Below are 23,129 nucleotides of genomic sequence, written 5' to 3'. Positions count from 1 at the left end.
GCCGCCATTCCCCGATAGGAGCTCCCCATGAACCTGATGACCCGGCTGGCCGCTGCGCTGGCCCTCACCCTGGCCGCCAGCGGCGCGCATGCCGCCAACGTGTTGGTGGTGCTGTCCGACGAAAACCACTTGGACCTGAAGGACGGCAAGGTGCTGTCCACCGGCTTCTATCTCAACGAGCTGATGCAGCCGGTCAAGCTGCTGCTGGACGCGGGCCACCAGGTGACCTTCGCCACGCCGCAGGGGCGGGTGCCGACGGTGGATGCGTCCTCGGTGACGCCGGCGTACTTCGGCAACGATGCGGCGCAGCTGACGCTGCACAAGGAGCTGCTGGAGAAGCTGGCGCTGACCTCGCCGACGGCCTCGCCGGTGGTCAGCCTGGCGCGCATCGAGCAGCAGGGTTACGCGCGTTTCGATGCGGTCTACATTCCCGGTGGCCACGCGCCGATGCAGGACCTGCTGAAGAGCCCGGCGCTGGGCCGGTTGCTGGCCGACTTCCACCAGCGCAACAAGACTACCGCGCTGGTCTGCCACGGGCCGATCGCGCTGCTGTCCACGCTGCCGGATGCGGCAGGTTTCGTGGCGAAGCTGGAGGCGGGTGCCACGCCGGCCACGCCGAAGTGGATCTACAGCGGCTACCAGATGACGGTGATCAGCAACCAGGAAGAAGAACAGGCCAAGCCGCTGCTGGGCGGCGGTGAGATGAAGTTCTACCCGCAGACCGCGCTGCAGCGGGCGGGTGCGACGTTCAGCAGTAACACCACGCCGTGGACCGGGCATGTGGTGGTGGACCGCGAGCTGATTACCGGGCAGAACCCGGCTTCGGCGCTGGAGGTGGGGCAGCGGTTGGTGGAGCGGTTGAAGTAGGGCTGCACAGCAGGTTGCCAGCTCTGGGCCGAGGGGCCAGCGCCTCGGCCTGTCTATGGAAGTCTCAACGTGGTCGGCAGAGAGGGCATCAGCCCTTCGCGAGCGCTGCTCCTGACAGATCTTCAATCTGGGAAAGGGAGTGACGCGTCGCGGTCCAATCGCCGGCGTGCCTGATCGCCACGCCTCCGGCCGCTGTCCAGGCATCACAGTTCGCTTCGAAATCGTCGATCAGAACATCGCCCGGCTGGTGCATGAAGAGAGGCTTGTGCCTGCCGCCGAGCACAGGCAACACCAGACAGGTCGCTGACAGGTGTTCGCGAACCCACTGCCGCTTCTGCATGGCAGCGAGTGGATAGTTCGATTTCGGGCAGGCCGTGAGAATCACCGGGTTCAAGTGGTGGATGCTGTGGAAGAACTCCACTGCACCCTGCATCGGCGGAAGGTCGCGGAAGAATGACGGGTGGTTGTTGATGTTCCCCCACATTTCATCGTCGGCAAGCACGCGGTGGTCCAGGCCAAACAGGGCGGGAAATGCCGCGTCGAAGTCGGCCATTACGCCATCAAGATCTACGTAGATGGTGCGTCTGGATGCACTCGATCCACCGGTGTGCTGGTTCGCGAGCGGGTCCATCATCGGTATTGACTTCACATCATCAGCGTTCATTTACGCGCTCTCCTCTCAAGAGTGGGCTTTCTTCTTCATCGGTTCCCCAGTAGCGGGGCAAAGTGTTTGGCGATTGCGACAGACGTGGCGGCAATCGCGATGCCGACTGCGCCGGCACGGCTGAAGGGGGCGGCGACCCACGGATGCCGCAATCGGCATGCTGGAAATGCGGCTTATGTCGCGGCGCTTCTTCAAAGGCCTGCCGGGTGGCTGACCTGGCCCTTGGGCAAGGTGCACGGCCCGCAGCTGCTGGCTCATTCCGCCAACCAAGGAGCAATCTGGCGCGCTGGTGAGTGGATCATCGCCGGGCGCTACAGGCAGGCCGGGTAGTGATATACCTGTGGTGCTCGATCCAGACTCAAAAGGACGTCACTGAAATGGATGCTCAGGCAGATTCAATGTACCACGCCGACCAGCGCGACCACCATGCCGAAGCCGTGCTTGAGGCCTTCTTCGCCAAGCACCGAACCCCGGCCCTGGTGCTGCAGCGTTTCTACCCGCCGGCGGCATTCCCCAGGGTTCGCAGCCGTCTAGGCGGTCTGCCGCAATTGCCCGATGGGATGGATTGGCCGGTTGGCGAGAGTTACGGCGAAGCGGCGCCGATGCACTTCCTGGCGCAGATCGATTGCGCCGAGCTGCCACGCGTGGATCCCGATATGCCCTCGCAAGGCATGCTGTTCTTCTTCGCCATGAACGACGAAGAGCAGATATGGGACACGGACGAACCGCAGCAACGCGTGCGTGTGCTGTACGCGCCCGAGGTCGCGGTCGATCAGCACGTGCGTGCGCTGCCGGACGGCATGCGGCCGATTCTGGATGAAGGTCCCTCGGACCATGCGCACCGCAATCCTGCATGGCTGCTGCCTGAGGAAGATGGGCCGTGCGTGCATGTTCAATGGCCCTTGGTGGCGCGGCACATGGATACCTGGCCGGATGAGCTGGAGCTGCCGCCGGGTGAGGAGGATCGGCCGTATTACGAGATCTACCCCTCGCGCCGGGACGAAATGCGGCTGGGTGCGGTGGTGGCGGCCACGGGCCTGTTTCCGCGCGCGGACGCCGCCACGGAATGGGAGCGCCCGCAGTCACCTGCGTGGACGTTCCCGGTGCAATGGCTGCGTTACCAGACCGATTTTCCCCAGGTAGGCATCATCATTGACCGCCTTTCGCGGGTGATCGGTAATGAACGGCGTGCAGGCAAGCGCGGGAAAATCGATTACGCCGACGTACGCGCGTGGGTGAAGCGCGCCGCCGCCATTGGTCTGGATGAAGCCCCGGATGATGCAACGCGGGAGGCATTCCGTGAATGGATTATCGGACAGATCAGCGACGACTTCGAGCGTATGACGCTGACCGACCTGGGCATGGGCCGGGCGTTCACCAAGGGACTGCTGGCGGCGGTTGCCTACGCGGCAGGGTCACCCGTTGCGGCCGCACGCATTCCTGCACTGATGTACCGCCACTTGCAGGACGAACATCTACCGTTTGATGAAAGCCTGGGCATGTTGCCTGATGGCCGCAAGCGCTGCGCCGAGGCGCGCGTGCACCAGATGCTGGGGCACGTGCCGCGCTTGCACGGCATCGTGCCCGACGTGGAAGGCGAGGGCGACGCGGTCTGCCTGCTGCAGTTGGCGTGTGATCCGGCGATTGACCTGGTCTTTGGTGATTGTGGCCAGGCCACGTTCTGGTTGAGTCGTGAGGATCTGCGCAACTGCAGGTTTGACCGTGTCGTGGGTGTGGTGGAGTCGCACTGATTGGGCATGGCAAGGCCGGCATGGCACCATGACGGGCTTGCCTCGTCCCTTCGGGAGGGGCCGTCTTCTCAGGGAAGCCCTCGAACACGACATGCGAACGTCCTTCTTCATCCTCTCCGCCCTGTGCCTTGGCTTGCTGTCCGGCTGTGCCAGTGGCCCGGAGGAGCACGCCTCAAGCCGCGAGATCACCAGTGCGTTCGTGGCCGACGACGGCCAGCTGTACTTGCTGCCGCGCTATGACGAGCCGATGCGCTTCAATGCCGCACCGTTCCGCGAGTACCGGGCGCTGATGGACAGCCCGCTGCGCGAGGCGGTGGCCTGCGCGCAGATGTACTTCCATGAAGACTGGCGCGACCCGGCCAACAAGGCCAAGGTGCACGGCAGCTATGCGCTGGTGCTGCGGCCGGAGCAGGTGACGCCGGAACAGGCCGCGCAGTTCAAGCTGGAGCGGATTGAGGTTACCCCGCGTGAGGCCAAGGCCGTGGAGGAGCGGGCGCGCTACTACCTGCCGATGGACCGGACCCGTTATGCGCTGGCGTTTGATCGCGCCTGCAATCTTTCAAGAAAGGGCGGCAGCTATTACAGCGCGCTGTTCGAGGGCGACGGCGAGCGGGTGAAGTTGCCGGATGCTACGGCGCTGGCAGAGAAGGGGAAGCTGGCACAGCCGATCAATGCACGGGCACAGCGGATCCTGCCGGAGAGGGAGGACAAGCCGGGTGTGGGTTCGGCGGCGGGCAAGGTGCTGGGGGCGGCGTTGATCCCTGTGGCGGTTCCGGTGTTTGTGTTGAGCCTGCCGTTCCTGGGGCCGGATCATTGGAAGTGATGGGGCGCTGAGGAAGAGCATCCACGCATGGCGTGGATCTACTTGGGCATCGCCTGAACGTTCATCCTGGAGATCTGTGTGCCCAGCACGCTGGAAACTGTTTTGAAGACCGTAGGTTTCATTGTCCTTGCGGCGCTTCCGTTGGTGATCCTCTGGTTCACGCTTCGGCGAATGGCAGCAACTGCTCGCTCGTCCGTAGAGACGGGGCTGCGTTTGCATACTCCGCGCCGGATTTCCGGCAGGTCCATGACGTTGGTGATGGTGGATGGGAAAGAGGATCGCGAGCACTACTTCTTTGATGCGGCGTCCTTTTACCTGCGGCGCGGGCCGGTGCCCACGGCGGTTCCGCTTTCGCAGATCACCTCAGTCACACGAACGTCCGACAGGATCTACGGGCGCTATGTCTGGCAGGTGTGCTTCAGCAAAGCTTCGGGCAGAAAGTGCGTGACGTTCACCAACAACCTGACGCTGTTCAATCGGGATTTCCTGCTGTTCCTGGAGGCGGTACGGAAGGCCAATCCGCTGGCGTCCGTTGATCGGGCGGGCATCCGCTTCTAATGGTGGGCCGACATCGGGCGCTAGTTAAAGGGGGTTGGCCCGTGTAGGTACACTGGCGACCTACGCCCAATGGAAGCTCGCCCATGTTCTCTGGAAAGGTTGCGGTGGTCACCGGCTCCACCAGTGGTATCGGTCTCGGCATTGCCACGGCGCTGGCGCGGAAGGGCGCCGACATCGTGCTGAATGGCTTTGGCGACGCAGCGGAAATCGAGCGCATCCGTACCCAACTGGAAACTGAGTTCGGTGTACGGGTGGCGCATGACGGTGCCGACCTTTCCAAGGGCGAGGCGGTGCGCGCGATGATCGACCGCGCCGTGCCAAAGATGGGCCGCATCGATATCCTGGTGAACAACGCGGGCATCCAGCGCACCGCGTCGATCGAGGAATTCCCGGTCGAGAAGTGGGATGCGATCCTCGCGCTGAACCTGTCGGCGGTGTTCCATGCCACGGCAGCGGCGTTGCCGCACATGAAGCAGCAGGGCGCTGGCCGCATCATCAACATCGCGTCGGTGCACGGGCTGGTCGGCTCAGTGAACAAGTCCGCCTATGTAGCAGCCAAGCACGGCGTGGTGGGCTTCACCAAGGTGACCGCGCTGGAGAATGCGGGCACCGGCATCACCGCCAATGCCATCTGCCCGGGCTGGGTGCGAACGGCGCTGGTCGAGCAGCAGATCACTGCGTTGGCGGAGAAGGAAGGCACGGATCAGGAGACCGCCGCGCGTGCGCTGCTGGCTGAAAAGCAGCCGTCATTGCAGTTCGTGACGCCCGAGCAGCTGGGCGAGATGGTGGTGTTCCTGGCCTCGGATGCCGCTGCCCAGATCACCGGCACGGCGCTGCCGGTGGATGGGGGCTGGACCGCGCGTTAGCTGGCCGGCACGGGAAGACGTGCCAGCAGGGCGTCCCAATCGGCGACAAAGCAGCCGTCGCGGCCGCGGTTGCACTCGGTGATCCATGCATCCAGCGACGGGCTTTGGGCGCGGTAGGCGCTGACTTCGCCCAGTACGGCGAAGCGCAGGCGGTAGTTCACCAGCATCTGCAGCCATTGCCCGGCCATGCCGGAGCGCAGCTCGAAGAAGTCCGCCGAAAGGCGTTGCACCGGCACGGAGATCCACTCGGCCTGGTGCCCGAGGGCATCGCCGACCAGGTTGCGTAGGGCGCCGGCATCGAGCATCGGGCCCTGCGGCTCCACGCGCAGGATGCGGGTGGTGCCGATGTGTTCCAAGTGTGGGTGCATGGCGTTCTGAAGTCCGTATCGTGCTTCCAGTATGGCTATGGCAGAAGGCGACGGCGAGCGGGTGCAGCATGAATCTGGCGAACGAACGCGCTAGGCTGCGCCCGGCGCCTGCGCGACGCGGGTTCACTGTAATGGGGAAGGGCATGGCAGGGTGGAAGAGTCGTTCGTTGTTGAGCGCGGTGCTGGTGTGTTCGGGCCTGCCGGTTGCAGCCGCCGAGCTGTGCACGGTCAGTGCCTACGGTGACGGGCAGGGCAACATCGTGGTGCTGGGCGTACCCGCCGCGGCACCGGCCACGGGGCAGCGTTATCTGATGCTGGACGGGCGACGTGGCGCCACCGGCGATGCCAACGCGCCGGTGAGCTGCAGCGGCGATGTGGTCAGCTTCAGGTCGCCTGCGGAGGCCACGCAGCGCTGGCAGCGACTGCCGACCCGCGATACCGATGCTACTTTCACCAGTGCAGGAACCAAGCTGGTCGGGCAGTTGATCGAACCCGCCGGTCCGGCCGATCCCAAGCGGCCGCTGGTGGTGCTGGTCCATGGCTCGGAACGCACGATGGCGGTGGCGGCGATCTACCAACGCATGCTGGTGGCGCAGGGAATCTCGGTGTTCGCCTACCAGAAGCGTGGCACCGGCGATTCGGAAGGCGAGTACACGCAGAACTTCGAGCTGCTCGCTGACGACGCAGCGGCGGCGCTTGCTAAGGCGCGGGAACTGGCAAAAGGTCGCTTCGGCCGTGCCGGGTACTTCGGTGGCAGCCAGGGCGGTTGGATCGCGCCGCTGGCGGCCACGCGTTCGCAGGCGGATTTCGTGGCGATCGGTTTCGGGCTGGTGGTCTCGCCCATCGAGGAGGACCGCGAGCAGCTGTTCGATGAGGCACGGCGCATGCAGCTGGATGCGGCGGCGTTGGCGCGGGTCGGGCAGCTGTCAGAGGCCACCGCGCAGCTGATGCGCACGCATTTCAGTGAAGGTTTCGAGGCGCTGGCGAAGGTGCGTGCGCAGGTGGGTGCCGCGCCGTGGGCAAAGACCATCAGTGGCGAATACAGCGGTGACATGCTGCGCATGAGTGATGCTGACCTGCGCCGGATCGGTCGCGCGCGCTTCGATAACCTGGAGCTGATCTGGGACTACGACGCCGAGGCTGCGCTGCGCCGCCTGAAGGTGCCGCTGCTATGGGTGCTGGCCGAGCAGGACCGCGCCGCGCCGATTGCCGCCACGCGTTCGATCCTGTCGCGCCTGCGCGCGTCAGGACAGCCGATCGAGACCTACCTGTTCCCCGACACCGACCATGGCATGGTCGAGTTCCGCACCGATGCCGAGGGCAACCGCGTGTCGACGCGGATCACCGACGGCTATCTGCGCCTGCTGGCGGATTGGATCAAGCAGGATGTGCACGGACAATACGGGCGCGCGCGCACTGTGAGCGATTGAGCGGATGGTGGCGCAGGCGGCGGATGGCGCTCCGCCGCCGATAGCGGCACGACTCAGCTCGGCTTCGCAAACACATCCAATCCCTTGCCGGTCTCCAGCAGCGACTTCAGGCTCGACAGCACGATCGGCCAGCCCTGGCGGATGCCGGTATCCATGCCGCTGCCGGGTTCCAATTCGTCGTGGGTGACGGTCAGCCGCACCATGTCCTGGTAGGGCACGATCTCGAAGGTGACCCGGCTGTAGGCATCGGGATTGTCGGCCTGCGAGGCGGCGGCCCAGGTGATGACCAGCCGCGAGGGCGGGTTGCTTTCCACCACTTCGCCGACCAGTTCGACCGAGCGCGTTTCGTTGGCGCGCACGTGCTGCCAGCGCGAGCCGGGTTTCCAGTCCGAGACGTTTTCATGGCCCCAGTAGCGGCGGGCGATCTCGGGGCGGGTGATGGCCTCGAACACCTTCTGTGGCGTGGACGCGATGTAGATCACGTGGATGAAGCGGGTGGTCTCTGCGGACATCGTCATTCTCCTTCCAGTTCGCGTTTAAGGTCATGCAGCAGGCTCAGGCGCTGCTGCTCGAACTTGCGTACCCAGCGCTCGTAGACTTCATGCAGCGGCACTGGGTTGATGAAGTGCAGCTTCTCGCGGCCACGGCGCACGGTGCTGATCAAATTGGCGTCTTCCAGCAGGCCCAGGTGCTGGGTGACCGATTGCCGGGCCATGTCCAGGTGCTCGCACAGCTGGCCCAGCGTCTGGCCGTTGTCTTCGCAGAGCAGGTCCAGCAGCGTCCGGCGCGTGGGGTCGGCCAAGGCCTTGAACACCTTGTCTGCATTCATGCGGGGCGTCTTCAGTTCCAGTTGTCGATCCTGACGTCGCGGGGGTTGGGCTGGCCCTTGCCGGTTTCCAGCAGGGCTTTCAGGCTCATCAGGAACACCGCCCACTTGGTGCTGCAGTGGGAGGTGAACTCGACGCGCTCTTTCCAGCCTTCATGGGTGAACAGGACGATGCAGTAGTCGCCTTCCTGTTTCAGTGCGAAACGCGCATGCGTGCCGATCCATTCGGCGGGGCCGGCGAGGAACTGCCAGAGCACGAGCTCGCCGGGAATGAGCTGTTCCAGCTTCATTTCCATGGCGCCGATTTCCTGGCCGTTGTTGGTGAAACGCACCTTGACGGTGCCGCCGACGTTGCGGTCGCCGTGGGTGTCTTCAGCCCACCAGGCCGCCACGCCTTCGGGGGTGGCCAGGGCCTGGTACACCTGGCTTACGGGGGCCTTGATGCCGACCCGGTGTGCGATATCCACCATTGCAGGTTCCTCGCGATGGGCCGGCAGGCGCCGCCCTTGAGTGGACTATATGCAGGCAAATGCCTGCATGTCAAATCCCGCCACGAATGCCCGGGCGTGGTAGTGCCGGCCGCTGGCCGGCATCCCGGTGGAGTTGGGTGCGTGCAGTTGCCGGCCAGCGGCCGGCACTACCAGATGCTGTCCACCCGGCTGCGCGGAGTTGACAGGGCGTCAACCTACTAGTAGGTTGACGCCATGAAAGAGTCGCTCTCGCCCAAGGCCCAGGAGATCCTGGCCCACGCCCGTTCGCTGCTGGAGGCCGGTGGCTACAACGGCTTCAGCTACGCCGACGTGTCGGCGCGGGTGAACATCAGCAAGGCCAGCATCCATCACCATTTCCCCAGCAAGGCGGACCTGGTGCGCACGGTGGTTGAGCTGTACCGGGCCGAGGCGCGCGAAGGCCTGGCGCTGCTGGACCGGCAGCTGGACGACCCGCTGCAGGAGCTCAACGCCTATGTGGACTACTGGTCGAGCTGTATTGCCGGTGGCACGTCTTCGTTCTGCATCTGCGCGATGCTGGCGGCAGAGGCGCCGATGATCCCTGCGGAGATTGCCGAAGAAGTACGCGGGCATTTCGAGGATTTGAGTGGCTGGTTGGCGCTCACGTTGGAAAAGGGCGCGGCGCTGGGTCAACTGCGCCTGCAGGGTCCGGTGGCCGATGAGGCCAGGGCGTTCATGTCATCGGTGCATGGCGCGATGCTGGCCGCGCGCGGTTTCGGCGATGCGGCGACGTTTGCTGCGCTGGCACGGCTGGCCATCGCGCGGGTGAGCGCGGCTGCCTGATAGATGTGTGGTGGGCCTGCGGCAACGTAGGCCTTTTCTTTGATTCAGAAGTCTACCTACTAGTAGGTTCAATCAACCCTTGGAGATGTTCCATGTCGCACTCGCTGTCCACGCTGGGCGTGATCCACACGGCCGTCAGCCTTGTACCGGTGTTCGCCGGCCTGTATGCCTTCATTCGCCATCGCGCGATCGACCCCGCGACACGCTCCGGCGAGCTGTACCTGCTCGGGCTGGTGCTGTCGGTGGCAACGTCGTTCACCGTCTCCAGTACGGGCGGGATCAACCCGGGCCACGCATTCGGGGTGATCGTGCTGCTGGTCGCCTTCGGCGGCGTGCTGGCGGCGCGGCTGCGCTGGCTGGGTGGCGCCGCACCTTACGTGTCGACATTTGCGCTGTCTTTCAGCTTCCTGCTGTCGCTGGTGCCAGGGGTGAATGAAACGCTGACACGGTTGCCGGCAGCGCATCCGATTGCTGCGGCGCCGATGGCGCCGGTGGTGCTGCACACGTTGCTGGGATTGGCGGTGGTGTTTGTGATCGGCTTTGCCGCGCAGTGCTGGCGCATGCGGGTTCAACCGGTTCGCAGGCGCCCTTGAGCAGAGGCGCCTTAGTCCCGCACCGCGAGCGCGGCCAGCAGCAACTGCGGTTCGATCAGCGCAGCCGAACGTGTGGCATCCACCCGAACGTGCCGGCTGCAGAAGTTGAACGGTCGACCCTGCGCCGGCGAGGCTGCGTCTGGAGATGCGTCCGGTGTTTCGATTTCCAGCACTTCATCTACTGCCAGCGCCAGGGTTGCGGTGCCGGCGCTGATCAACAGCATGGCTGGGCTGCCGCCATCGAATGCCGGTTGCCCGCTGAGCCTGCGCAGGTCGGCCACCGGCAACGGCTGCCCCCGTACCTCCAGGCTCCGCCTGCCATGCTGGTCCGCAGGGCCGAAGGTCTCGGGGCCGCGTATTTCCACGGCCACCTGTACGTCGATCGCGAACAGGGCCGTGCCTGCGCGCAGGACGACAACCTCGAACAACCCGGCGGGCGAGGCACGTGTTTCCGTTGAAGGTTGAGCAGGTACAGGCATGCTGTGGATCTGGCAGGAACGATGGGTAACGCGGCTTGAATGATGACGTGTGCAGGGGAGCACGCGGCCGCGTGGGACTACGCGCGCAAGGCGGCGGTTCAGCTGGATCCGGCGGGCGCATGGTGGATACCGAGCGGGCCGATGCGCGGAAAGTGCGGACGCAGCAGGCCGACGAGCTGATCCATGCCCGGAACGGAATGGCCAAATTCGTCCCATCGCGCATTGACCAGGCCGGACACCACGACCTGCCCGGTCTCGATGCGGGTCATGGCCCAATAGGGAACAGCACGCGCGCTGATGGCCATGTCCAGTACCGGCACGACGGCAGCATGCGAGCGACTGTCATGGATGCGGCGCTTGACCATCTCCAGCCCGTCGGGCGGACCTTCGACGTACTGGAAAAACCGCTGCCCGTCGACGAGCAGCGCTCCGGTGACGTCCACGCGACGGTTGAACGTGGCAGAGCGGGAGACGATCTGCCGGAGCATTTCATCGGAAAGCCCAGCCGACATGTGGCTGGAGTAGGCAAATGCGTGGAGCATGGAAGGGGCTTCTTGTGACGCCCGTCACTATACGTGGGGCGCCGTAGCCTGCCGTGAGCCTTTCCTCACGCATCACCGGGGAGTGATGCGTTGGATCAGCAGCCCACCAGCCGGTCCGCGCCAATTCCGCCGCGATGCTGGCTGCGGTATTCGGTAGGACTGGCGTCCACCTGGCCGCGGAAGTGCCGGCGGAACGACTCCTGCGAACCAAAGCCGGCCTGCTCGGCAATCCACTGCAGCGGCCGGTCAGTGGTTTCCAGCAGCTCGCGGGCGAATGCCACGCGCTCGCGGATCAGCCAGTCGATGGGTGACAGGCCGGTGGCTTCCAGGAACTGCCGCTGCAGCGTGCGCTGGCTGAGCGCGGCCTGCTCGGCAAGACTGCCCAGCGAGTGCGGCTCGCGCAGGTTGCGGCGCATCCATTCCATCAGTTTTGCCAGACGCGAGGGCTCGCCATTGGGAATGGCCCGGCTGACACGCTGGCTGCGTTCGGCATCACGCCATGGCGCCAGCACCAGCCGTTCGGCCACCAGGTTGGCCACGCGCGCGCCGTAGTCCTTGCGCACCATGTGCAGCATCATGTCCATGCCGGTGGCCGAGCCGGCCGAGGTGATGACGTTGCCGGTATCGACGTACAGCACATCTTCGCGCACATCGATGCGTGGGAAGTCGCGCGCCAGCGCTTCGGTGAGGCGCCAGTGGGTTGTGGCCGGGCGACCGTCGAGCAGCCCGGCCCAGGCCAGCACGAAGGCGCCAGAGCAGATCGAGGCGATGCGTGCGCCACGTGCGTGGGCGCGGATGAGTGCATCGAGCAGTGCCTGTGGCGGACGCTCGCTGGGTTCGCGCCATCCGGGAATGACGATGATGTCGGCGTCATCAACAGTGCTGAGATCGTAGGGCAGCTGCACCTGTACATTGCCGAGCATGCGCAGTGCGCCGGGTTCACCCGCGCACAGCTGGGTGCGGTACCAGGCCACGCCCAGTTCTGGCCGCACCGGTGCGAACAGGCCAACCGCACAACCGAACTCGAACAGCCCCTGGCCGTGGCAGGCAACGATGGCGACGAGCGGTGCGGTGGGATCGGCGGGTGGGCTGGGCATGGCTTGATGCTACGGGTGCAGATGCGTGGCGCTGCGTGGTGCGCGGGCATGAGGTGATGCCTGTCAGGCATATGGAGCGGTCGCTCCCCTCTTGTAGAGCCGAGCCCACGCTCGGCTCAATACCGGCAGGGGGGATGCATCTGACGCCGTCGCGAAGAGCAGCCGAGCGTGGGCTCGGCTCTACAGGCAGCAGCGCACCGTTGCGGCCACCTAACGTCATTACCAGCGGTCATGTGGGTGGCCGGATGTTACGGCTGGGTGACGCGATCGCGCCTGTCGCGGTGGGTGAACAGGCCCTTGAATGGAAGCGTGTTTCCGGCCCACCCCCACGAGCCCCCATGCCTGCCGCCCACGCCCCTGTCCTGAGCACTCTCGCTGTTCTGATCACAGCCATTCTTGCCGCTTCGCCCAGCCATGCGGCTGAAGCCGATGCAGATCCTGCTGCCACCGCCGCGACGGCCAACGTGGCAGCGTCCACGCTGGATGCGGTGGTGGTCACCGGTTCGCGCACCAGCACGCGTACGGTGAAGAACAGTTCCACACCGATCGATGTGATTTCCGCAGAGGACCTTGCTGCGACTGGCCAGGGCAACCTGCTGGAAGCGTTGCAGCGCAGCCTGCCGTCGCTGAGCCAGATCGGTGGCTACCAGAGCGACCAGGAGAGCCTGATCCGTGGCTACCAGCTGCGCAATCTCTCGCCGGGTTACACGCTGGTGCTGGTGAACGGCAAGCGCCGCAATGCCAGTGCCTATGTGAGCGGTGCCAACGGCGGCGGCTTCCCGGGCCACGCCTGGGCCGACCTGGCGCTGATTCCGGTGTCGGCCATCGACCATGTGGAAGTGCTGCGCGATGGTGCGTCGGCCATCTATGGCTCGGACGCAATCACCGGCGTGGTCAACGTGATCCTGAAGTCGCAGGCGCACGGTGGCGAGCTTTCCGTGGAAAGCGGGCAGAGCATTGATGGCGATGGCTCGCGCACCAGCGTGCGTGCCAATGTGGGCCTGCCGTGGGGCGCCGATGGCTTCGTCAACCTGTCCGGTGAGACCACGCGGCAGCACCACGCGATCCGTACCCGCCGCTACATCGATGGCTATCTGAGCTATCCGGCGGTAGATGCCAACGGCAATCTGGTCGCGCTGCGACCGAACAACCGGTTGCCGGCCGGTGCATCGCCGAACCCGGCCGAGGCCGACCGCGATGCCGAGGCCAACACCATCCTCAGTTCGCCATCGTATGCGCTGAAGGCTCTTGCGGTGAACGTGGGCCATGGCCTGGGCGAGAGCGCCCAGTTCTACGCCAATGCCACCGCCAGTGATCGCACCGCGCAGGCGATCCAGAACTTCCGCCTGCCGGCGACCATCTTCACCACCTACAAGGCACCTGGCGTGCTGAGTGTGTTTCCTGATGGCTTCCTGCCAGTGCTGGAAACCAAGGAGAAGCAGTACACCGGCACCGCAGGTGTGAAAGGGCAGATCGCGGGCTGGGACTACGACGCCAGCCTGACCGGCAACCGCAGCACGGTACGCACCTATACCCGCAACTCGGTGAACTACTCGCTGCCGTACCCCGGTTCGCCCACCGATTTCTATGATGGCAAGCTGGACTACCAGCAGGGCATCGCCAACCTGGACCTGCGCCGTGGCTTCGAGGTGGCGGCATTTGCTTCGCCGCTGGAAGTGAGCGCCGGCGCCGAGTACCAGCATGAACAGTATGAGCGCGGGGCAGGGCAGTGGGAGTCCTACACCGGCTTCGGTGCCGCCGCGTTCGTCGGCTACTCCACCGCCGATGCGGTGAAGGCGACGCGCAACAGCAAGGCGGTCTATGTGGGCGCGGCCAGCACCATCACCGCGCGCTGGTATCTGGATGCCGCTGCACGCTGGGAAGATCATTCCGACTTCGGCAGCGTGTCCACGGGCCGACTGACCACGCGCTTCGACTTCACCGACGCGTTGGGTGTACGCGCGACGGTCAGCAATGGCTTCCATGCGCCCAGCCTGGGCGCGCAGTTCTACCAGGCCACCGGCAGCTGCCCGTGCGGCACCACGCTGGTGGCACAGGTGTCTTCGCCGGCGGCGATTGCGTTGGGTGCCACACCGCTGAAGCCGGAAAAGGCCACCAACTACAGCCTGGGCGTGACCTGGGACCCGAGCCCGGCGTTCCACCTGGCCGTGGATGCCTACCAGATCGACATCCGCGGCCAGCTCGGCCAGTCCAGCCAGATCGGCTACAACGCGCAGGATCCAGCGCGCATTACCGACAACAGCGGCACGGTGCTGAGTGCGGCGCAGAAGAACACCATCGATGCCTTGCTGGGTTCGGCCGGCATCAGCATCCTGCCGGGTGATGCGTTCTACGCCAGCTACTTCACCAACGTGGGCAATACCCGTACCCGTGGCGTCGAGCTGACCCTGGAAGCGAACCAGGAAACCGCGTGGGGCAAGCTGCGCTGGAGCTACGCGGCCAACGTCGGCCGCACCACGATCCGGAAGATCAGTGATATTCCGCCGGCGCTGCAGGGGCTGCCCAATATCAACCTGCTGACCAAATCCAGCGAGTACGCACTGCGCTTCCGCACGCCCAGCTACACCCAGGTGGCGGGCTTGGGCTGGCAGAACGGACGCTGGCGCTCGAATGTCGACTTCACCTACTACGGCCCGATCAAGCGCCTGAACAACGGCGTGGAATACAGGCAGCCGCCGGTGCTGGTGACCAACCTTTCAGGTGCGGTGGAGCTGGGTGCGGGCTGGAGCGCGGCGCTGGGCGTCAACAACGTGTTCGACAAGCGCACGCGCAGGGTGCCGGAGTACGCGCGCAGTGCTGCCGATGTGGCCAGCATCGAGACGACGTGGGATTCGGGCGATGTGCTGAGCCGGATCGGGACGTTCTGGTACGGGCGGATCAATTACCGGTTCTGAGGTGGAGCAGCCGAGCATGGCTCGGCTCTACAGAACGCGAAAGGCGGCCGGACGGGGTTCGGCATCATCGAGGAGCAGTTCATGTCTTCTGCATTGAAGGTGGTTGCAGTGGTAGGGTCACCGACCAGCTCGGCGACGTCGCGCACGTTGCTGCTGGTGCGGCACCTGTTGGCGTCGTTGCAGCAGCGGGTACACGCCAGCGTGGAGGTGGTGGAGCTGGCGCCGATCGCGCGCTCGCTGGGGCAGTCGTTGTCTCGCGATGAGGCGGAGCCTGCGGTGGAGCAGGCGTTGCAGACGATCGAGGCGGCCGAGCTGCTGGTGGTGGCCGCGCCGGTGTATCGGGGGTCGTATCCGGGGCTGTTCAAGCACCTGGTCGACTTCATCGAGCTGGAGGCGCTGGTGGATACACCGGTGCTGCTGGCGGCGACCGGGGGCAGCGAGCGCCATGCACTGGTGATCGACCATCAGTTGCGGCCGTTGTTCAGTTTCCTGCAGGCGCACACGCTTCCGATCGGGGTGTATGCCACGCCTGCCGACTTTGATGGCGAGCACATCAACAGTGCAGCGTTGCAGGCCCGCATCGCGCTGGCGACCGAGCGTGCGGCCGGGCATCTGGTCGTGCAGGCGCCGGCGGTACCGGCGCCGCTGCGACGCATTGCCTGACGGCATAACCGACGGCGCTTTGCTTATGGCCAAGGCGCATCTGCATGGCCGGATCTGACCGCCGATTGTCGCCTGGTATCGCCACCGCAAGCACCGGCATCCCTAGCATCGAAATCGAAGCGGCATCGCATTGCCGGCCCTGATGAGGACACTCCCGTGGCGTTGGACGCAGCAAGCAAACCCATCCTGTTCCTGCTCGACCGCGAGTTCGAGGATGGCCAGATTCCCGGCCAGCGCTTCTTCTGCCGGCAAAGCCTGTTGCTGGAAGGGGCGCTGTCGAGCATCGACGGCCTCGACGCGCAGCTGGACGTACGTCGCATTGGCTTCGCGCGGCCACGCCGCGAGGTGATCGCCGAGATCGGCGAGCAGGACCAGTCGTTGCCCAAGCTGGTGCTGCCGCAGGGCGTGCGCAGCGAACTGGCCAGTGGCGCCCACCAGGACCGCCAGTACATCTCCGGCGCCGAGCCGATCCTGGCCGCGCTGAACGGATTGCTTGGCATTCCTGTAGCCCACCCCTGAGCGAGGACGCGACCGTGAGCTATCTCATCAGTGTGCTGGACAAGAGCCCGGTGGCCGAAGGTGCTTCGCCCGAACAGGCGCTGCGCAACAGCCTGCAGCTGGCGCAGCGTGCCGAGCAGCTGGGTTACCACCGGTACTGGTTCGCCGAGCACCATGCTGCCCCGGCGCTTGCCAGCCCGGCGCCGGAAGTGCTGGCCGCCTGGGTGCTGGCGCAGACCCGGCGCATCCGCATCGGCAGTGGCGGGGTGATGCTGCGCCACTATGCGCCGTACAAGGTTGCAGAGAGCTTCAACCTGCTGGCGGCGTTGGCGCCGGGGCGCGTGGATCTTGGGGTGGGCAAGGCGCCCGGTGGCCTGCCGGCTGCTACGGCGGCATTGGCAGCGGGGCGACCGGGGTTTGCCGATTTCGACCAGCAGCTGCGCGATCTGGAGGACTATCTTTCCAGCACCGACACCGAGGCGGCGGCACGCCCGATCCCGCAGCAGGCACCGGAGCGCTTCCTGCTCGGTGCCAGCCTGCAGAGCGCGTGGCAGGCAGCCGAACTGGGCTGGCGCTTCGTCTACGCCGCGCACTTCGATGGCGACCCGAAACATATCGAGGCCGCGTTCGACGCCTACCGCAGTGTCTCCACGCAGCCGCCGTTGCTGGCCACGGTGGCCTTCGCCGCACCGACGACCGAAGCAGCAGCGCGTCATATCGGCGCGCTGCGCGTTTACAAGCTGCACCTCGGTCCCGGGCAGGCGGTGAACCTGCCCAGCCCCGAGGCGGCTGCCGAGTACGCGCGCCAGGTGGGCGTGGCCGACTTCCGCATCGAGGAAACGCGCCCCAGCGTGCTGTCCGGTGATGCGCAGCATGTGCGCGGCGAACTGGACGCGCTGCACCGGCGTTTCGGCGTGGGCGAGTTCATCCTCGACGCGCCGGTGGCCGACCTCGACGCACGCCTGACATCCCTCGAACTGCTGTCGCCTGCGCCGCGCGCGGCGGTGGCCTGACCTGCAGGAGCGATTCCCAATGAGCACAACCCCGCGCCACATTCCGTTCGGCATCATGCTGCAGGGCCCCGGCAGCCACATGCATGCCTGGAAGCATCCGTCCAATCCGGCTGATGCCAGCGTCAACCTGCAGTTCTACATCGACATCGCACGCACGGCCGAGGACAACGGTATCGCCTTCGGCTTCGTGGCCGACGGGTTGTATATCAACGAGAAGTCGATCCCACATTTCCTCAACCGCTTCGAGCCGATCTCGCTGCTGTCGGCGCTGGCCACGGCAACGAAGAAGATCGGCCTGGCCGGCACGCTGTCGACGTCCTACAGCGATCCGTTCACCGTGGCCCGCCAGTTCGCCTCGCTGGATCTGCTCAGCGGCGGTCGTGCCGGCTGGAACGTGGTGACCTCGCCACTGGAGGGTTCGGGCCGCAACTATGGCCGGCCACACCCGGAACATGCGCTGCGCTACCAGATCGCCGACGAGTATCTGGAGGTGGTGCAGGGGCTGTGGGATTCCTGGGACGACGACGCCTTCGTGCGCGAGCGTGACAGCGGTACGTTCTTCGCGCCGGAAAAGTTCCGCCGCCTCGACCACAAGGGCCGCTTCTTCCAGGTGGAAGGGCCGCTCAACATCCAGCGTTCGCCGCAGGGCCAGCCGGTGATCTTCCAGGCCGGTTCGTCCGACGACGGCATCGCGCTGGCCGGCAAGTACGCCGACGCGGTGTTCACCCACTCGCCGTCGCTGGAGGAAACCCGCGCGTTCACCCAGAAGGTGAAGAATTCGGCGATCGCGCATGGCCGCAGCGGCAATGACGTGAAGATCTTTCCGGGCATCGGCCCCATCGTCGGCCGTACTGCCGAGGAGGCTGAAGCCAAGTACCAGGCGATTGCCGCACTGGCAACGCTGGAGGATGCGCTGGCCTATCTCGGCCGGTTCTTCGATCACCACGATTTCAGCCAGTACGACCCGGATGCACCGTTCCCGGAGCTGGGTGACATCGGCAGCAACTCGTTCCGCTCCACCACCGACCGCATCAAGCAGGATGCGCGTGAGAAGGGCCTGAGCCTGCGCCAGGTGGCATTGGAGGCAGTGAGCCCGCGACCAAACTTCATCGGTACACCCGAGCAGGTGGCCGCTGAGCTGATCCGCTGGTTCGATGCCGGTGCCAGCGATGGCTTCATTCTCGGCTTTGCCGCGCAGCGCGAGGGCCTGGACGATTTCGTGACCCAGGTATTGCCGATCCTGCAGGCGCGGGGCTACCACCAGCGCGCGCTGGAAGGGCAGACGCTGCGCGAGCATCTGGGCCTGCCATACAAGGCCAGCCGGTATGCGACCGACGCCGAACCGGCGCGGAAGGTGGGGTAGGGCAATGAGCGGAGAAACCGCAGTAGCACCGGGCCAGGCCCGGCGGAATTCCCCAACAACAGGCGTACTGCCCGAAATCGCAGCACGCGCCGAGGCCGCCATTGCGATCCGCCATGACCTGCACCGGCACCCGGAGCTGGCCTTCGAAGAGCATCGCACCAGCGCCCGCGTGGCCGAACTTCTGCAGCAATGGGGTTATGAGGTGACCACCGGCCTCGGTGGCACCGGCGTGGTCGGCACGCTGCAACGCGGGCAGGGCACTCGTCGGCTGGGGCTGCGTGCGGACATCGATGCCTTGCCGATCCACGAAGACTCCGGGCTGGCTTACGCCAGCCAGACCGACGGGCTGATGCATGCCTGCGGTCACGATGGCCATACCGCCATCCTGCTGTCCGCCGCGCATTACCTTGCCCATCACGGCAATATCGACGGCACCTTGCAGCTGGTGTTCCAGCCTGCGGAAGAAACCGGTTCGGGTGCATCGAAGATGATGGCCGATGGCCTGTTCGAGCGCTTCCCGGTGGATGCGATCTATGGGCTGCACAACTGGCCCGGCGTACCGGTCGGCCACTTCGGCTTCGTCGATGGTCCGGCGATGGCATCGGTGGACTGGGCGCGGCTGAAGGTGATCGGCAAGGGCGGACATGGTGCCGAACCGCAGGGCAGCGTCGACCCGATCCTGGCGGCAGCGCACATCGTCACCGCGCTGCAGAGCGTGGTGTCGCGCAATGTCGATCCGCGGCAGATGGGCGTGGTCACCGTCGGCTCGATCCACGGCGGCCAGGCTGCCAATGTGATTCCGGACGTGGTCGAACTGAAGCTGACCGTGCGCGCCTACCTGCCCGAGGTGCGCGACACGCTGCGACGCCGGGTCACGGAACTTGCAGAGCAGGCCGCCGCCGCGTTCGGCGCGCGCGCCGAGATTGAATTCCCGCGCGGCTTCCCCAGCGTGATCAACCATCCGCAGCAGACCGCCTACGTCCGCAAGGTGGCGGTGCAGGGCTTCGGCGCCGGACAGGTGGTGCCCGACTTCGCACCGCGCACCGCCAGTGAGGACTTTGCCTTCCTGCTGCAGGCGCGGCCCGGCAGCTTCGTGTTCGTCGGCAACGGCGACAGCGCACCGTTGCACAGCCCACGCTATGTGTTCAACGACGCCGCCATTGCATCCGCTGCCAGCCTGTGGGCACGGCTGGCCGAAGACTATCTGGTGAAGGACGTGGCATGAGCAGCAACGAACGCTTCCTCTACACCTCGGTGGATGACCCACTGGCGCGGCCGCTGTTCGACGGCCTGGAGCAGGAGTACGACAGCCGCTACGCCGACGTGCGTCGACGCATCGGTGGCAGCGCCCGCGAGGAGCTGCAGCGCTATCCGGCGCAGGCCTTTGCGGCCCCGGTGGGCGCCTTCGTGCTGCTGCTGCGCGACGGGATGGCGATTTCCGGCGGTGCGTTCATGCCGCACCGTGATCCGGATACCGCCGAATTCAAGCGCGTCTGGACGCTGCCCGGGCTGCGTCGCCAGGGCATTGCGCGGCGCGTGCTGCAGGAGCTGGAAGAGCAGGCGGCGCGGCAAGGGTATCGGCGGGTGTTCCTGACGACGGGCTTCCGCCAGCCTGAAGCTGTTGGCCTGTACCTCAGCCATGGTTACACCGCGCTGTTCGATCTGGACGCGGATCCCGAAACCATTTCGCACCTGCCGTTCGAAAAGCACCTGCGGGCACCGGCGCCCCCCATCGTGCCTGCACAGACCCAGCTGCAAGGAGCCCACGCGTGAGCACGCCTTCGACCGCGCTGGATGGCATTGCAACCCGGCCGGCGCCAGCGCCGGCGCTGAAGATCGTGCCGGCCCGGCATCCGCTGCAGGTCTTCGGCACGGTGCTGGCACTGGCGCTGATCCTGATCGGGCTGCAGTCCGTGCTGGGCAATCCGCGCTGGGGCTGGGGCACCTTCGCCGAATGGTTCTTCGCGCGCCCAGTGCTTGAGGGACTGGCCCGCACGCTGCTGCTGACCGCGCTCGGTACTGGCCTCGGCTTCGCCTTGGGCACGTTGCTTGCGCTGGCCCGCGTCTCCGGCTCGCCGCTGCTGTCGGCGGTGTCGTGGGGCTACGTGTGGCTGTTCCGCTCGATCCCGCTGCTGGTGCTGTTGCTGCTGCTGAACAACCTGGGCTACCTGTACAGCACCATCGAGCTGGGCGTGCCGTTCACCGGCATCAACCTGTTCTCGTACCCGACCACGCAGCTGATCGGTGTGTTCACTGCTGCGGTGCTGGGCCTGACCCTGAACCAGGCCGCGTTCTCGGCCGAAGTGATCCGCGGCGGCATTCTGTCGGTTGACCACGGCCAGTACGAGGCCGCGGCCGCGCTGGGCCTGCCACGTGGCCGCCAGGTGCGCCGCATCATCCTGCCGCAGGCGATGCGCTCGATCCTGCCGGCCGCGTTCAACGATGTGATCGGCCTGGCCAAGAGCACTTCGGTGGTCTACGTGCTGGCGCTGCCTGAGCTGTTCTACACGGTGCAGGTGATCTACCGCCGCAACCTGGAGGTGGTGCCGCTGCTGATGGTGGCCACGGTCTGGTACCTGGTGATCCTGACCGTACTTTCACTGCTGCAGCGACGGGTGGAGCAGCGCTTCGCGCGCGGCCAGCTGCAGCGCGAGCGCTCGGTGTCGCGGGTGTCATCGCTGCTGCGCGTGCAGAGTGATGCTGCGCCGCGCGTGATCCACCGACCGCGCATCGCCACCCAGGTCGAAGCGGGCGAGGGCGCGGCGGTATCGCTGCACGGCGTAGGCAAGGTGTTTGGCGACCAGCCGGTGCTGGAGGATGTGCACCTGGACCTGCGCGCCGGCAGCGTGACGGTGCTGATCGGCCCGTCCGGCGCCGGCAAGTCCACGCTGCTGCGGCTGATCAACCACCTGGAACGCGCTGACAGCGGCTACGTGACCGTTGGCGGCCAGCTGATCGGCTACCGCCGCGATGGCGACAACCTGTATGAGCTGCCCGAACGCGAGATCCGCCGCCGGCGCGCCGAAGTGGGCATGGTGTTCCAGGGCTTCAACCTGTTCCCGCACCTGACCGCGCTGGAGAACATCATCGAAGCGCCGATCGCAGTACGCGGTGTGCCGCGCGCGCAGGCCGAGCAGCAGGCGCGCACGCTGCTGGAACGGGTCGGCCTGGCCGACAAGGCCGATGCCTTCCCGCGCCAGCTGTCCGGTGGCCAGCAGCAGCGCATCGCGATCGCCCGCGCGCTGGCGTTGCAACCGAAGGTGCTGCTGTTCGACGAACCCACCTCTGCGCTGGACCCGGAACTGGTGGCCGAAGTGCTCAGTGTGATCGAAGAGCTGGCCCGCTCCGGCACCACGCTGGTAATTGTCACCCATGAATTGAGCTTCGCCCGCCGCGTGGCCGACCACGTGGTGATGATGGACCAGGGCCGGGTGATCGAGCAGGGCACGCCCGAGGCTCTGTTCGAGCGCCCGCGCCAGCAACGCACCGCCGATTTCCTGGCCAAGACCCTGTAACCCCGGAAGGAACACCATGAGCCCTGCAGCGCCGCGTCGCCCCTCGCGCAGCACCCTGTTGATCGTGGCGGTGCTGGTCATCGGCATCGCCGGCATCGTCTACTCGCGCGTGCGCCAGGCCCCGGAGGCTGCCACTGTGGCCGCGACCAGCCTGGCCGGTGCGAACACGGCCGTGCTGAAGGGCACGTTTGACCCGAAGGCGCAGGCGTTGATCCCCGCCGGCTATCAGTTCGTCACCCCTGGTGCGTTTACCGTAGCCACCCATCCGGGGCAGCTACCGCTGGCCGACTACGGCGCCGACAGCAAGGACGTGGTCGGCATCGAGCCCGACATCGCGCGGCTGATTGCCGATGCGTTGGGCCTGAAGCTGGTGATCGTGCCGGTCGCGTGGGCGGACTGGCCGCTGGGGCTGGAATCGGGCAAGTACGATGCTGTGCTGTCGAACGTGACGGTGACCGAAGAGCGCAAGAAGAAGTTCGACTTCTCCAGCTACCGCTACGATCTTCTGGGCATCTACACGCGCAGCGATGGGCCCATCCAGAAGATCGAGAAACCCGCTGATGTGGCCGGGCTGAAGGTGGTGGTGGGCGCCAGCACCAACCAGGACCAGATCCTGCGGCAGTGGGACCGGCGGAACATTGCGGCCGGCCTGAAACCGGTGGAGTACCAGTACTTCGATGACGCCGTGGTCGGCCGCTTGGCGGTGATCACTGGCCGCGCCGATGTCTCGTTCGAGCCCAATGCCACCGGCGCCTACTCGGCACGCGATGGCAAGGTGCGGCGCGTGGGCCTGTTCCCCGGTGGCTGGCCGAACGCTGCGGCGATCTCGGTGGCCACGCGCAAGGGCAGCGGCCTGGCCGATGCGGTGACGCAGGCGTTGAACACCCAGATCGGCAGCGGCACCTATGCGCAGGCATTGAAGCGCTGGAACGTGGCCGAGGAGGCGGTGCCGCAATCGCAGACCAATCCGCCGGGGTTGCCGACGCTGCAATGACACCGGGCGTGG

General features: G+C 66.0%; 25 protein-coding genes. 17 read left to right on the top strand and 8 right to left on the bottom strand.

The genetic code is table 11. The features are described from left to right. Positions 1-27: 27 nt before the first annotated feature. Complete coding sequence (locus ACM0PY_RS15130) at positions 28-867, top strand: type 1 glutamine amidotransferase domain-containing protein (RefSeq protein ID WP_180884449.1); 840 nt, start codon at positions 28-30, stop codon at positions 865-867. 88 nt (positions 868-955) lie between these two features. On the opposite strand, the gene ACM0PY_RS15125 is transcribed toward ACM0PY_RS15130, so the two are convergent. Then, positions 956-1,531 carry a 5' nucleotidase, NT5C type gene (locus ACM0PY_RS15125; protein WP_072168961.1) on the bottom strand — a complete coding sequence of 192 codons (576 nt, stop codon included), beginning with the start codon at positions 1,529-1,531 and terminating at the stop codon, positions 956-958. A gap of 398 nt (positions 1,532-1,929) precedes the next feature. Here ACM0PY_RS15125 and ACM0PY_RS15120 point away from each other — a divergent pair, with 398 nt between their 5' ends. The 4 genes from ACM0PY_RS15120 to ACM0PY_RS15105 all read left to right on the top strand — a co-directional run bounded on the left by ACM0PY_RS15120 (position 1,930) and on the right by ACM0PY_RS15105 (position 5,529). Further along, complete coding sequence (locus tag ACM0PY_RS15120; RefSeq protein ID WP_180884447.1) at positions 1,930-3,282, top strand: DUF1963 domain-containing protein; 1,353 nt, start codon at positions 1,930-1,932, stop codon at positions 3,280-3,282. Between the two features lie 91 nt (positions 3,283-3,373). Continuing rightward, complete coding sequence (locus ACM0PY_RS15115; RefSeq protein ID WP_180884445.1) at positions 3,374-4,105, top strand: hypothetical protein; 732 nt, start codon at positions 3,374-3,376, stop codon at positions 4,103-4,105. 78 nt (positions 4,106-4,183) lie between these two features. After that, positions 4,184-4,663, top strand: coding sequence for a hypothetical protein (locus ACM0PY_RS15110; protein WP_235646669.1), 480 nt, complete (start codon positions 4,184-4,186; stop codon positions 4,661-4,663). A gap of 83 nt (positions 4,664-4,746) precedes the next feature. After that, positions 4,747-5,529 carry a 3-hydroxybutyrate dehydrogenase gene (locus ACM0PY_RS15105; RefSeq protein WP_180884443.1) on the top strand — a complete coding sequence of 261 codons (783 nt, stop codon included), beginning with the start codon at positions 4,747-4,749 and terminating at the stop codon, positions 5,527-5,529. Here the strand turns inward: ACM0PY_RS15105 and ACM0PY_RS15100 are convergent. Next, on the bottom strand, positions 5,526-5,897 hold the full coding sequence (locus ACM0PY_RS15100) for a DUF4180 domain-containing protein (protein ID WP_134970456.1): 372 nt from the start codon (positions 5,895-5,897) through the stop codon (positions 5,526-5,528). The genes ACM0PY_RS15105 and ACM0PY_RS15100 overlap by 4 nt on opposite strands. Before the next feature lie 143 nt (positions 5,898-6,040). On the opposite strand from ACM0PY_RS15100, the gene ACM0PY_RS15095 reads away from it, so the two are divergent. Then, positions 6,041-7,327, top strand: a complete 1,287-nt coding sequence (locus ACM0PY_RS15095) for an alpha/beta hydrolase family protein (protein WP_180884441.1) — start codon at positions 6,041-6,043, stop codon at positions 7,325-7,327. Positions 7,328-7,380: 53 nt separating this feature from the next. On the opposite strand, the gene ACM0PY_RS15090 is transcribed toward ACM0PY_RS15095, so the two are convergent. The 3 genes from ACM0PY_RS15090 to ACM0PY_RS15080 are packed head-to-tail and all read right to left on the bottom strand — an operon-like array spanning position 7,381 to position 8,623. Continuing rightward, entirely contained in the window at positions 7,381-7,839 is a 459-nt protein-coding gene (locus ACM0PY_RS15090) for an SRPBCC family protein (protein ID WP_111201337.1), read from the bottom strand. A gap of 2 nt (positions 7,840-7,841) precedes the next feature. Beyond that, complete coding sequence (locus tag ACM0PY_RS15085) at positions 7,842-8,156, bottom strand: ArsR/SmtB family transcription factor (RefSeq protein ID WP_005416268.1); 315 nt, start codon at positions 8,154-8,156, stop codon at positions 7,842-7,844. 11 nt (positions 8,157-8,167) lie between these two features. Continuing rightward, entirely contained in the window at positions 8,168-8,623 is a 456-nt protein-coding gene (locus ACM0PY_RS15080; protein WP_134970454.1) for an SRPBCC family protein, read from the bottom strand. Between the two features lie 234 nt (positions 8,624-8,857). Between ACM0PY_RS15080 and ACM0PY_RS15075 the strand changes: the two genes are divergently transcribed. Together ACM0PY_RS15075 and ACM0PY_RS15070 are read left to right on the top strand one after the other, a co-directional pair. Beyond that, a complete protein-coding gene (locus ACM0PY_RS15075; RefSeq protein WP_065195952.1) occupies positions 8,858-9,445 on the top strand; it encodes a TetR/AcrR family transcriptional regulator in 588 nt (195 codons plus the stop codon). Between the two features lie 92 nt (positions 9,446-9,537). Continuing rightward, a complete protein-coding gene (locus tag ACM0PY_RS15070) occupies positions 9,538-10,038 on the top strand; it encodes a hypothetical protein (RefSeq protein WP_134970452.1) in 501 nt (166 codons plus the stop codon). 11 nt (positions 10,039-10,049) lie between these two features. Here the strand turns inward: ACM0PY_RS15070 and ACM0PY_RS15065 are convergent, their stop codons facing one another. From ACM0PY_RS15065 to ftrA, 3 genes are all read right to left on the bottom strand, one after another. Further along, a complete protein-coding gene (locus tag ACM0PY_RS15065) occupies positions 10,050-10,517 on the bottom strand; it encodes a chemotaxis protein CheW (RefSeq protein ID WP_134970450.1) in 468 nt (155 codons plus the stop codon). A 98-nt stretch (positions 10,518-10,615) separates the two neighbouring features. After that, positions 10,616-11,059 (bottom strand): BLUF domain-containing protein, encoded by a 444-nt coding sequence (locus ACM0PY_RS15060; protein ID WP_134970448.1) that lies wholly within the window; start codon positions 11,057-11,059, stop codon positions 10,616-10,618. Positions 11,060-11,154: 95 nt separating this feature from the next. Continuing rightward, entirely contained in the window at positions 11,155-12,156 is a 1,002-nt protein-coding gene (ftrA, locus tag ACM0PY_RS15055) for a transcriptional regulator FtrA (RefSeq protein WP_180884438.1), read from the bottom strand. 338 nt (positions 12,157-12,494) lie between these two features. On the opposite strand from ftrA, the gene ACM0PY_RS15050 reads away from it, so the two are divergent. The 9 genes from ACM0PY_RS15050 (at position 12,495) to ACM0PY_RS15010 (ending at position 23,117) form a co-directional block, all read left to right on the top strand. Beyond that, on the top strand, positions 12,495-15,071 hold the full coding sequence (locus ACM0PY_RS15050) for a TonB-dependent receptor plug domain-containing protein (protein WP_414609376.1): 2,577 nt from the start codon (positions 12,495-12,497) through the stop codon (positions 15,069-15,071). Positions 15,072-15,152: 81 nt separating this feature from the next. Next, positions 15,153-15,734: an FMN reductase gene (gene msuE / locus ACM0PY_RS15045; RefSeq protein ID WP_111201757.1), complete on the top strand. Its 582-nt coding sequence runs from the start codon at positions 15,153-15,155 to the stop codon at positions 15,732-15,734. 156 nt (positions 15,735-15,890) lie between these two features. Beyond that, positions 15,891-16,253, top strand: coding sequence for a DUF3088 family protein (locus ACM0PY_RS15040; RefSeq protein WP_134970440.1), 363 nt, complete (start codon positions 15,891-15,893; stop codon positions 16,251-16,253). Between the two features lie 14 nt (positions 16,254-16,267). Further along, positions 16,268-17,245, top strand: coding sequence for an MsnO8 family LLM class oxidoreductase (locus ACM0PY_RS15035; RefSeq protein WP_180884434.1), 978 nt, complete (start codon positions 16,268-16,270; stop codon positions 17,243-17,245). Positions 17,246-17,264: 19 nt separating this feature from the next. Beyond that, on the top strand, positions 17,265-18,608 hold the full coding sequence (locus tag ACM0PY_RS15030) for an LLM class flavin-dependent oxidoreductase (RefSeq protein ID WP_180884432.1): 1,344 nt from the start codon (positions 17,265-17,267) through the stop codon (positions 18,606-18,608). Positions 18,609-18,612: 4 nt separating this feature from the next. Then, the gene (locus tag ACM0PY_RS15025; RefSeq protein WP_180884431.1) at positions 18,613-19,833 is read left to right on the top strand and encodes a M20 aminoacylase family protein; all 1,221 of its coding nucleotides are present in this window, start codon (positions 18,613-18,615) and stop codon (positions 19,831-19,833) included. Next, positions 19,830-20,381: a GNAT family N-acetyltransferase gene (locus ACM0PY_RS15020; protein ID WP_134970432.1), complete on the top strand. Its 552-nt coding sequence runs from the start codon at positions 19,830-19,832 to the stop codon at positions 20,379-20,381. Before ACM0PY_RS15025 ends, ACM0PY_RS15020 begins: the two co-directional genes overlap by 4 nt. Next, positions 20,378-22,123, top strand: a complete 1,746-nt coding sequence (locus ACM0PY_RS15015) for an ABC transporter permease subunit (protein ID WP_180884429.1) — start codon at positions 20,378-20,380, stop codon at positions 22,121-22,123. Before ACM0PY_RS15020 ends, ACM0PY_RS15015 begins: the two co-directional genes overlap by 4 nt. A 16-nt stretch (positions 22,124-22,139) precedes the next feature. Then, entirely contained in the window at positions 22,140-23,117 is a 978-nt protein-coding gene (locus ACM0PY_RS15010) for an ABC transporter substrate-binding protein (protein ID WP_180884427.1), read from the top strand. Positions 23,118-23,129 lie beyond the last annotated feature (12 nt).

Origin of the sequence: Stenotrophomonas sp. BR163, from assembly GCF_047520985.2 — a bacterium.
GTDB lineage: Bacteria > Pseudomonadota > Gammaproteobacteria > Xanthomonadales > Xanthomonadaceae > Stenotrophomonas > Stenotrophomonas sepilia.
The sequence above is the reverse complement of the archived record's forward strand: the minus strand, read 5'-3'. Positions and strand labels throughout refer to the sequence as shown.

What these genes read in the sequence shown, in the direction of transcription:
- ACM0PY_RS15130 (WP_180884449.1), top strand. Translation starts at nt 28, where the DNA reads ATGAACCTGATGACCCGGCTGGCCGCTGCGCTGGCCCTCACCCTGGCC.
- ACM0PY_RS15125 (WP_072168961.1), bottom strand. Translation starts at nt 1,531, where the DNA reads ATGAACGCTGATGATGTGAAGTCAATACCGATGATGGACCCGCTCGCG.
- ACM0PY_RS15120 (WP_180884447.1), top strand. Translation starts at nt 1,930, where the DNA reads ATGTACCACGCCGACCAGCGCGACCACCATGCCGAAGCCGTGCTTGAG.
- ACM0PY_RS15115 (WP_180884445.1), top strand. Translation starts at nt 3,374, where the DNA reads ATGCGAACGTCCTTCTTCATCCTCTCCGCCCTGTGCCTTGGCTTGCTG.
- ACM0PY_RS15105 (WP_180884443.1), top strand. Translation starts at nt 4,747, where the DNA reads ATGTTCTCTGGAAAGGTTGCGGTGGTCACCGGCTCCACCAGTGGTATC.
- ACM0PY_RS15100 (WP_134970456.1), bottom strand. Translation starts at nt 5,897, where the DNA reads ATGCACCCACACTTGGAACACATCGGCACCACCCGCATCCTGCGCGTG.
- ACM0PY_RS15095 (WP_180884441.1), top strand. Translation starts at nt 6,041, where the DNA reads ATGGCAGGGTGGAAGAGTCGTTCGTTGTTGAGCGCGGTGCTGGTGTGT.
- ACM0PY_RS15090 (WP_111201337.1), bottom strand. Translation starts at nt 7,839, where the DNA reads ATGTCCGCAGAGACCACCCGCTTCATCCACGTGATCTACATCGCGTCC.
- ACM0PY_RS15085 (WP_005416268.1), bottom strand. Translation starts at nt 8,156, where the DNA reads ATGAATGCAGACAAGGTGTTCAAGGCCTTGGCCGACCCCACGCGCCGG.
- ACM0PY_RS15080 (WP_134970454.1), bottom strand. Translation starts at nt 8,623, where the DNA reads ATGGTGGATATCGCACACCGGGTCGGCATCAAGGCCCCCGTAAGCCAG.
- ACM0PY_RS15075 (WP_065195952.1), top strand. Translation starts at nt 8,858, where the DNA reads ATGAAAGAGTCGCTCTCGCCCAAGGCCCAGGAGATCCTGGCCCACGCC.
- ACM0PY_RS15070 (WP_134970452.1), top strand. Translation starts at nt 9,538, where the DNA reads ATGTCGCACTCGCTGTCCACGCTGGGCGTGATCCACACGGCCGTCAGC.
- ACM0PY_RS15065 (WP_134970450.1), bottom strand. Translation starts at nt 10,517, where the DNA reads ATGCCTGTACCTGCTCAACCTTCAACGGAAACACGTGCCTCGCCCGCC.
- ACM0PY_RS15060 (WP_134970448.1), bottom strand. Translation starts at nt 11,059, where the DNA reads ATGCTCCACGCATTTGCCTACTCCAGCCACATGTCGGCTGGGCTTTCC.
- ftrA (WP_180884438.1), bottom strand. Translation starts at nt 12,156, where the DNA reads ATGCCCAGCCCACCCGCCGATCCCACCGCACCGCTCGTCGCCATCGTT.
- ACM0PY_RS15050 (WP_414609376.1), top strand. Translation starts at nt 12,495, where the DNA reads ATGCCTGCCGCCCACGCCCCTGTCCTGAGCACTCTCGCTGTTCTGATC.
- msuE (WP_111201757.1), top strand. Translation starts at nt 15,153, where the DNA reads ATGTCTTCTGCATTGAAGGTGGTTGCAGTGGTAGGGTCACCGACCAGC.
- ACM0PY_RS15030 (WP_180884432.1), top strand. Translation starts at nt 17,265, where the DNA reads ATGAGCACAACCCCGCGCCACATTCCGTTCGGCATCATGCTGCAGGGC.
- ACM0PY_RS15025 (WP_180884431.1), top strand. Translation starts at nt 18,613, where the DNA reads ATGAGCGGAGAAACCGCAGTAGCACCGGGCCAGGCCCGGCGGAATTCC.
- ACM0PY_RS15020 (WP_134970432.1), top strand. Translation starts at nt 19,830, where the DNA reads ATGAGCAGCAACGAACGCTTCCTCTACACCTCGGTGGATGACCCACTG.
- ACM0PY_RS15010 (WP_180884427.1), top strand. Translation starts at nt 22,140, where the DNA reads ATGAGCCCTGCAGCGCCGCGTCGCCCCTCGCGCAGCACCCTGTTGATC.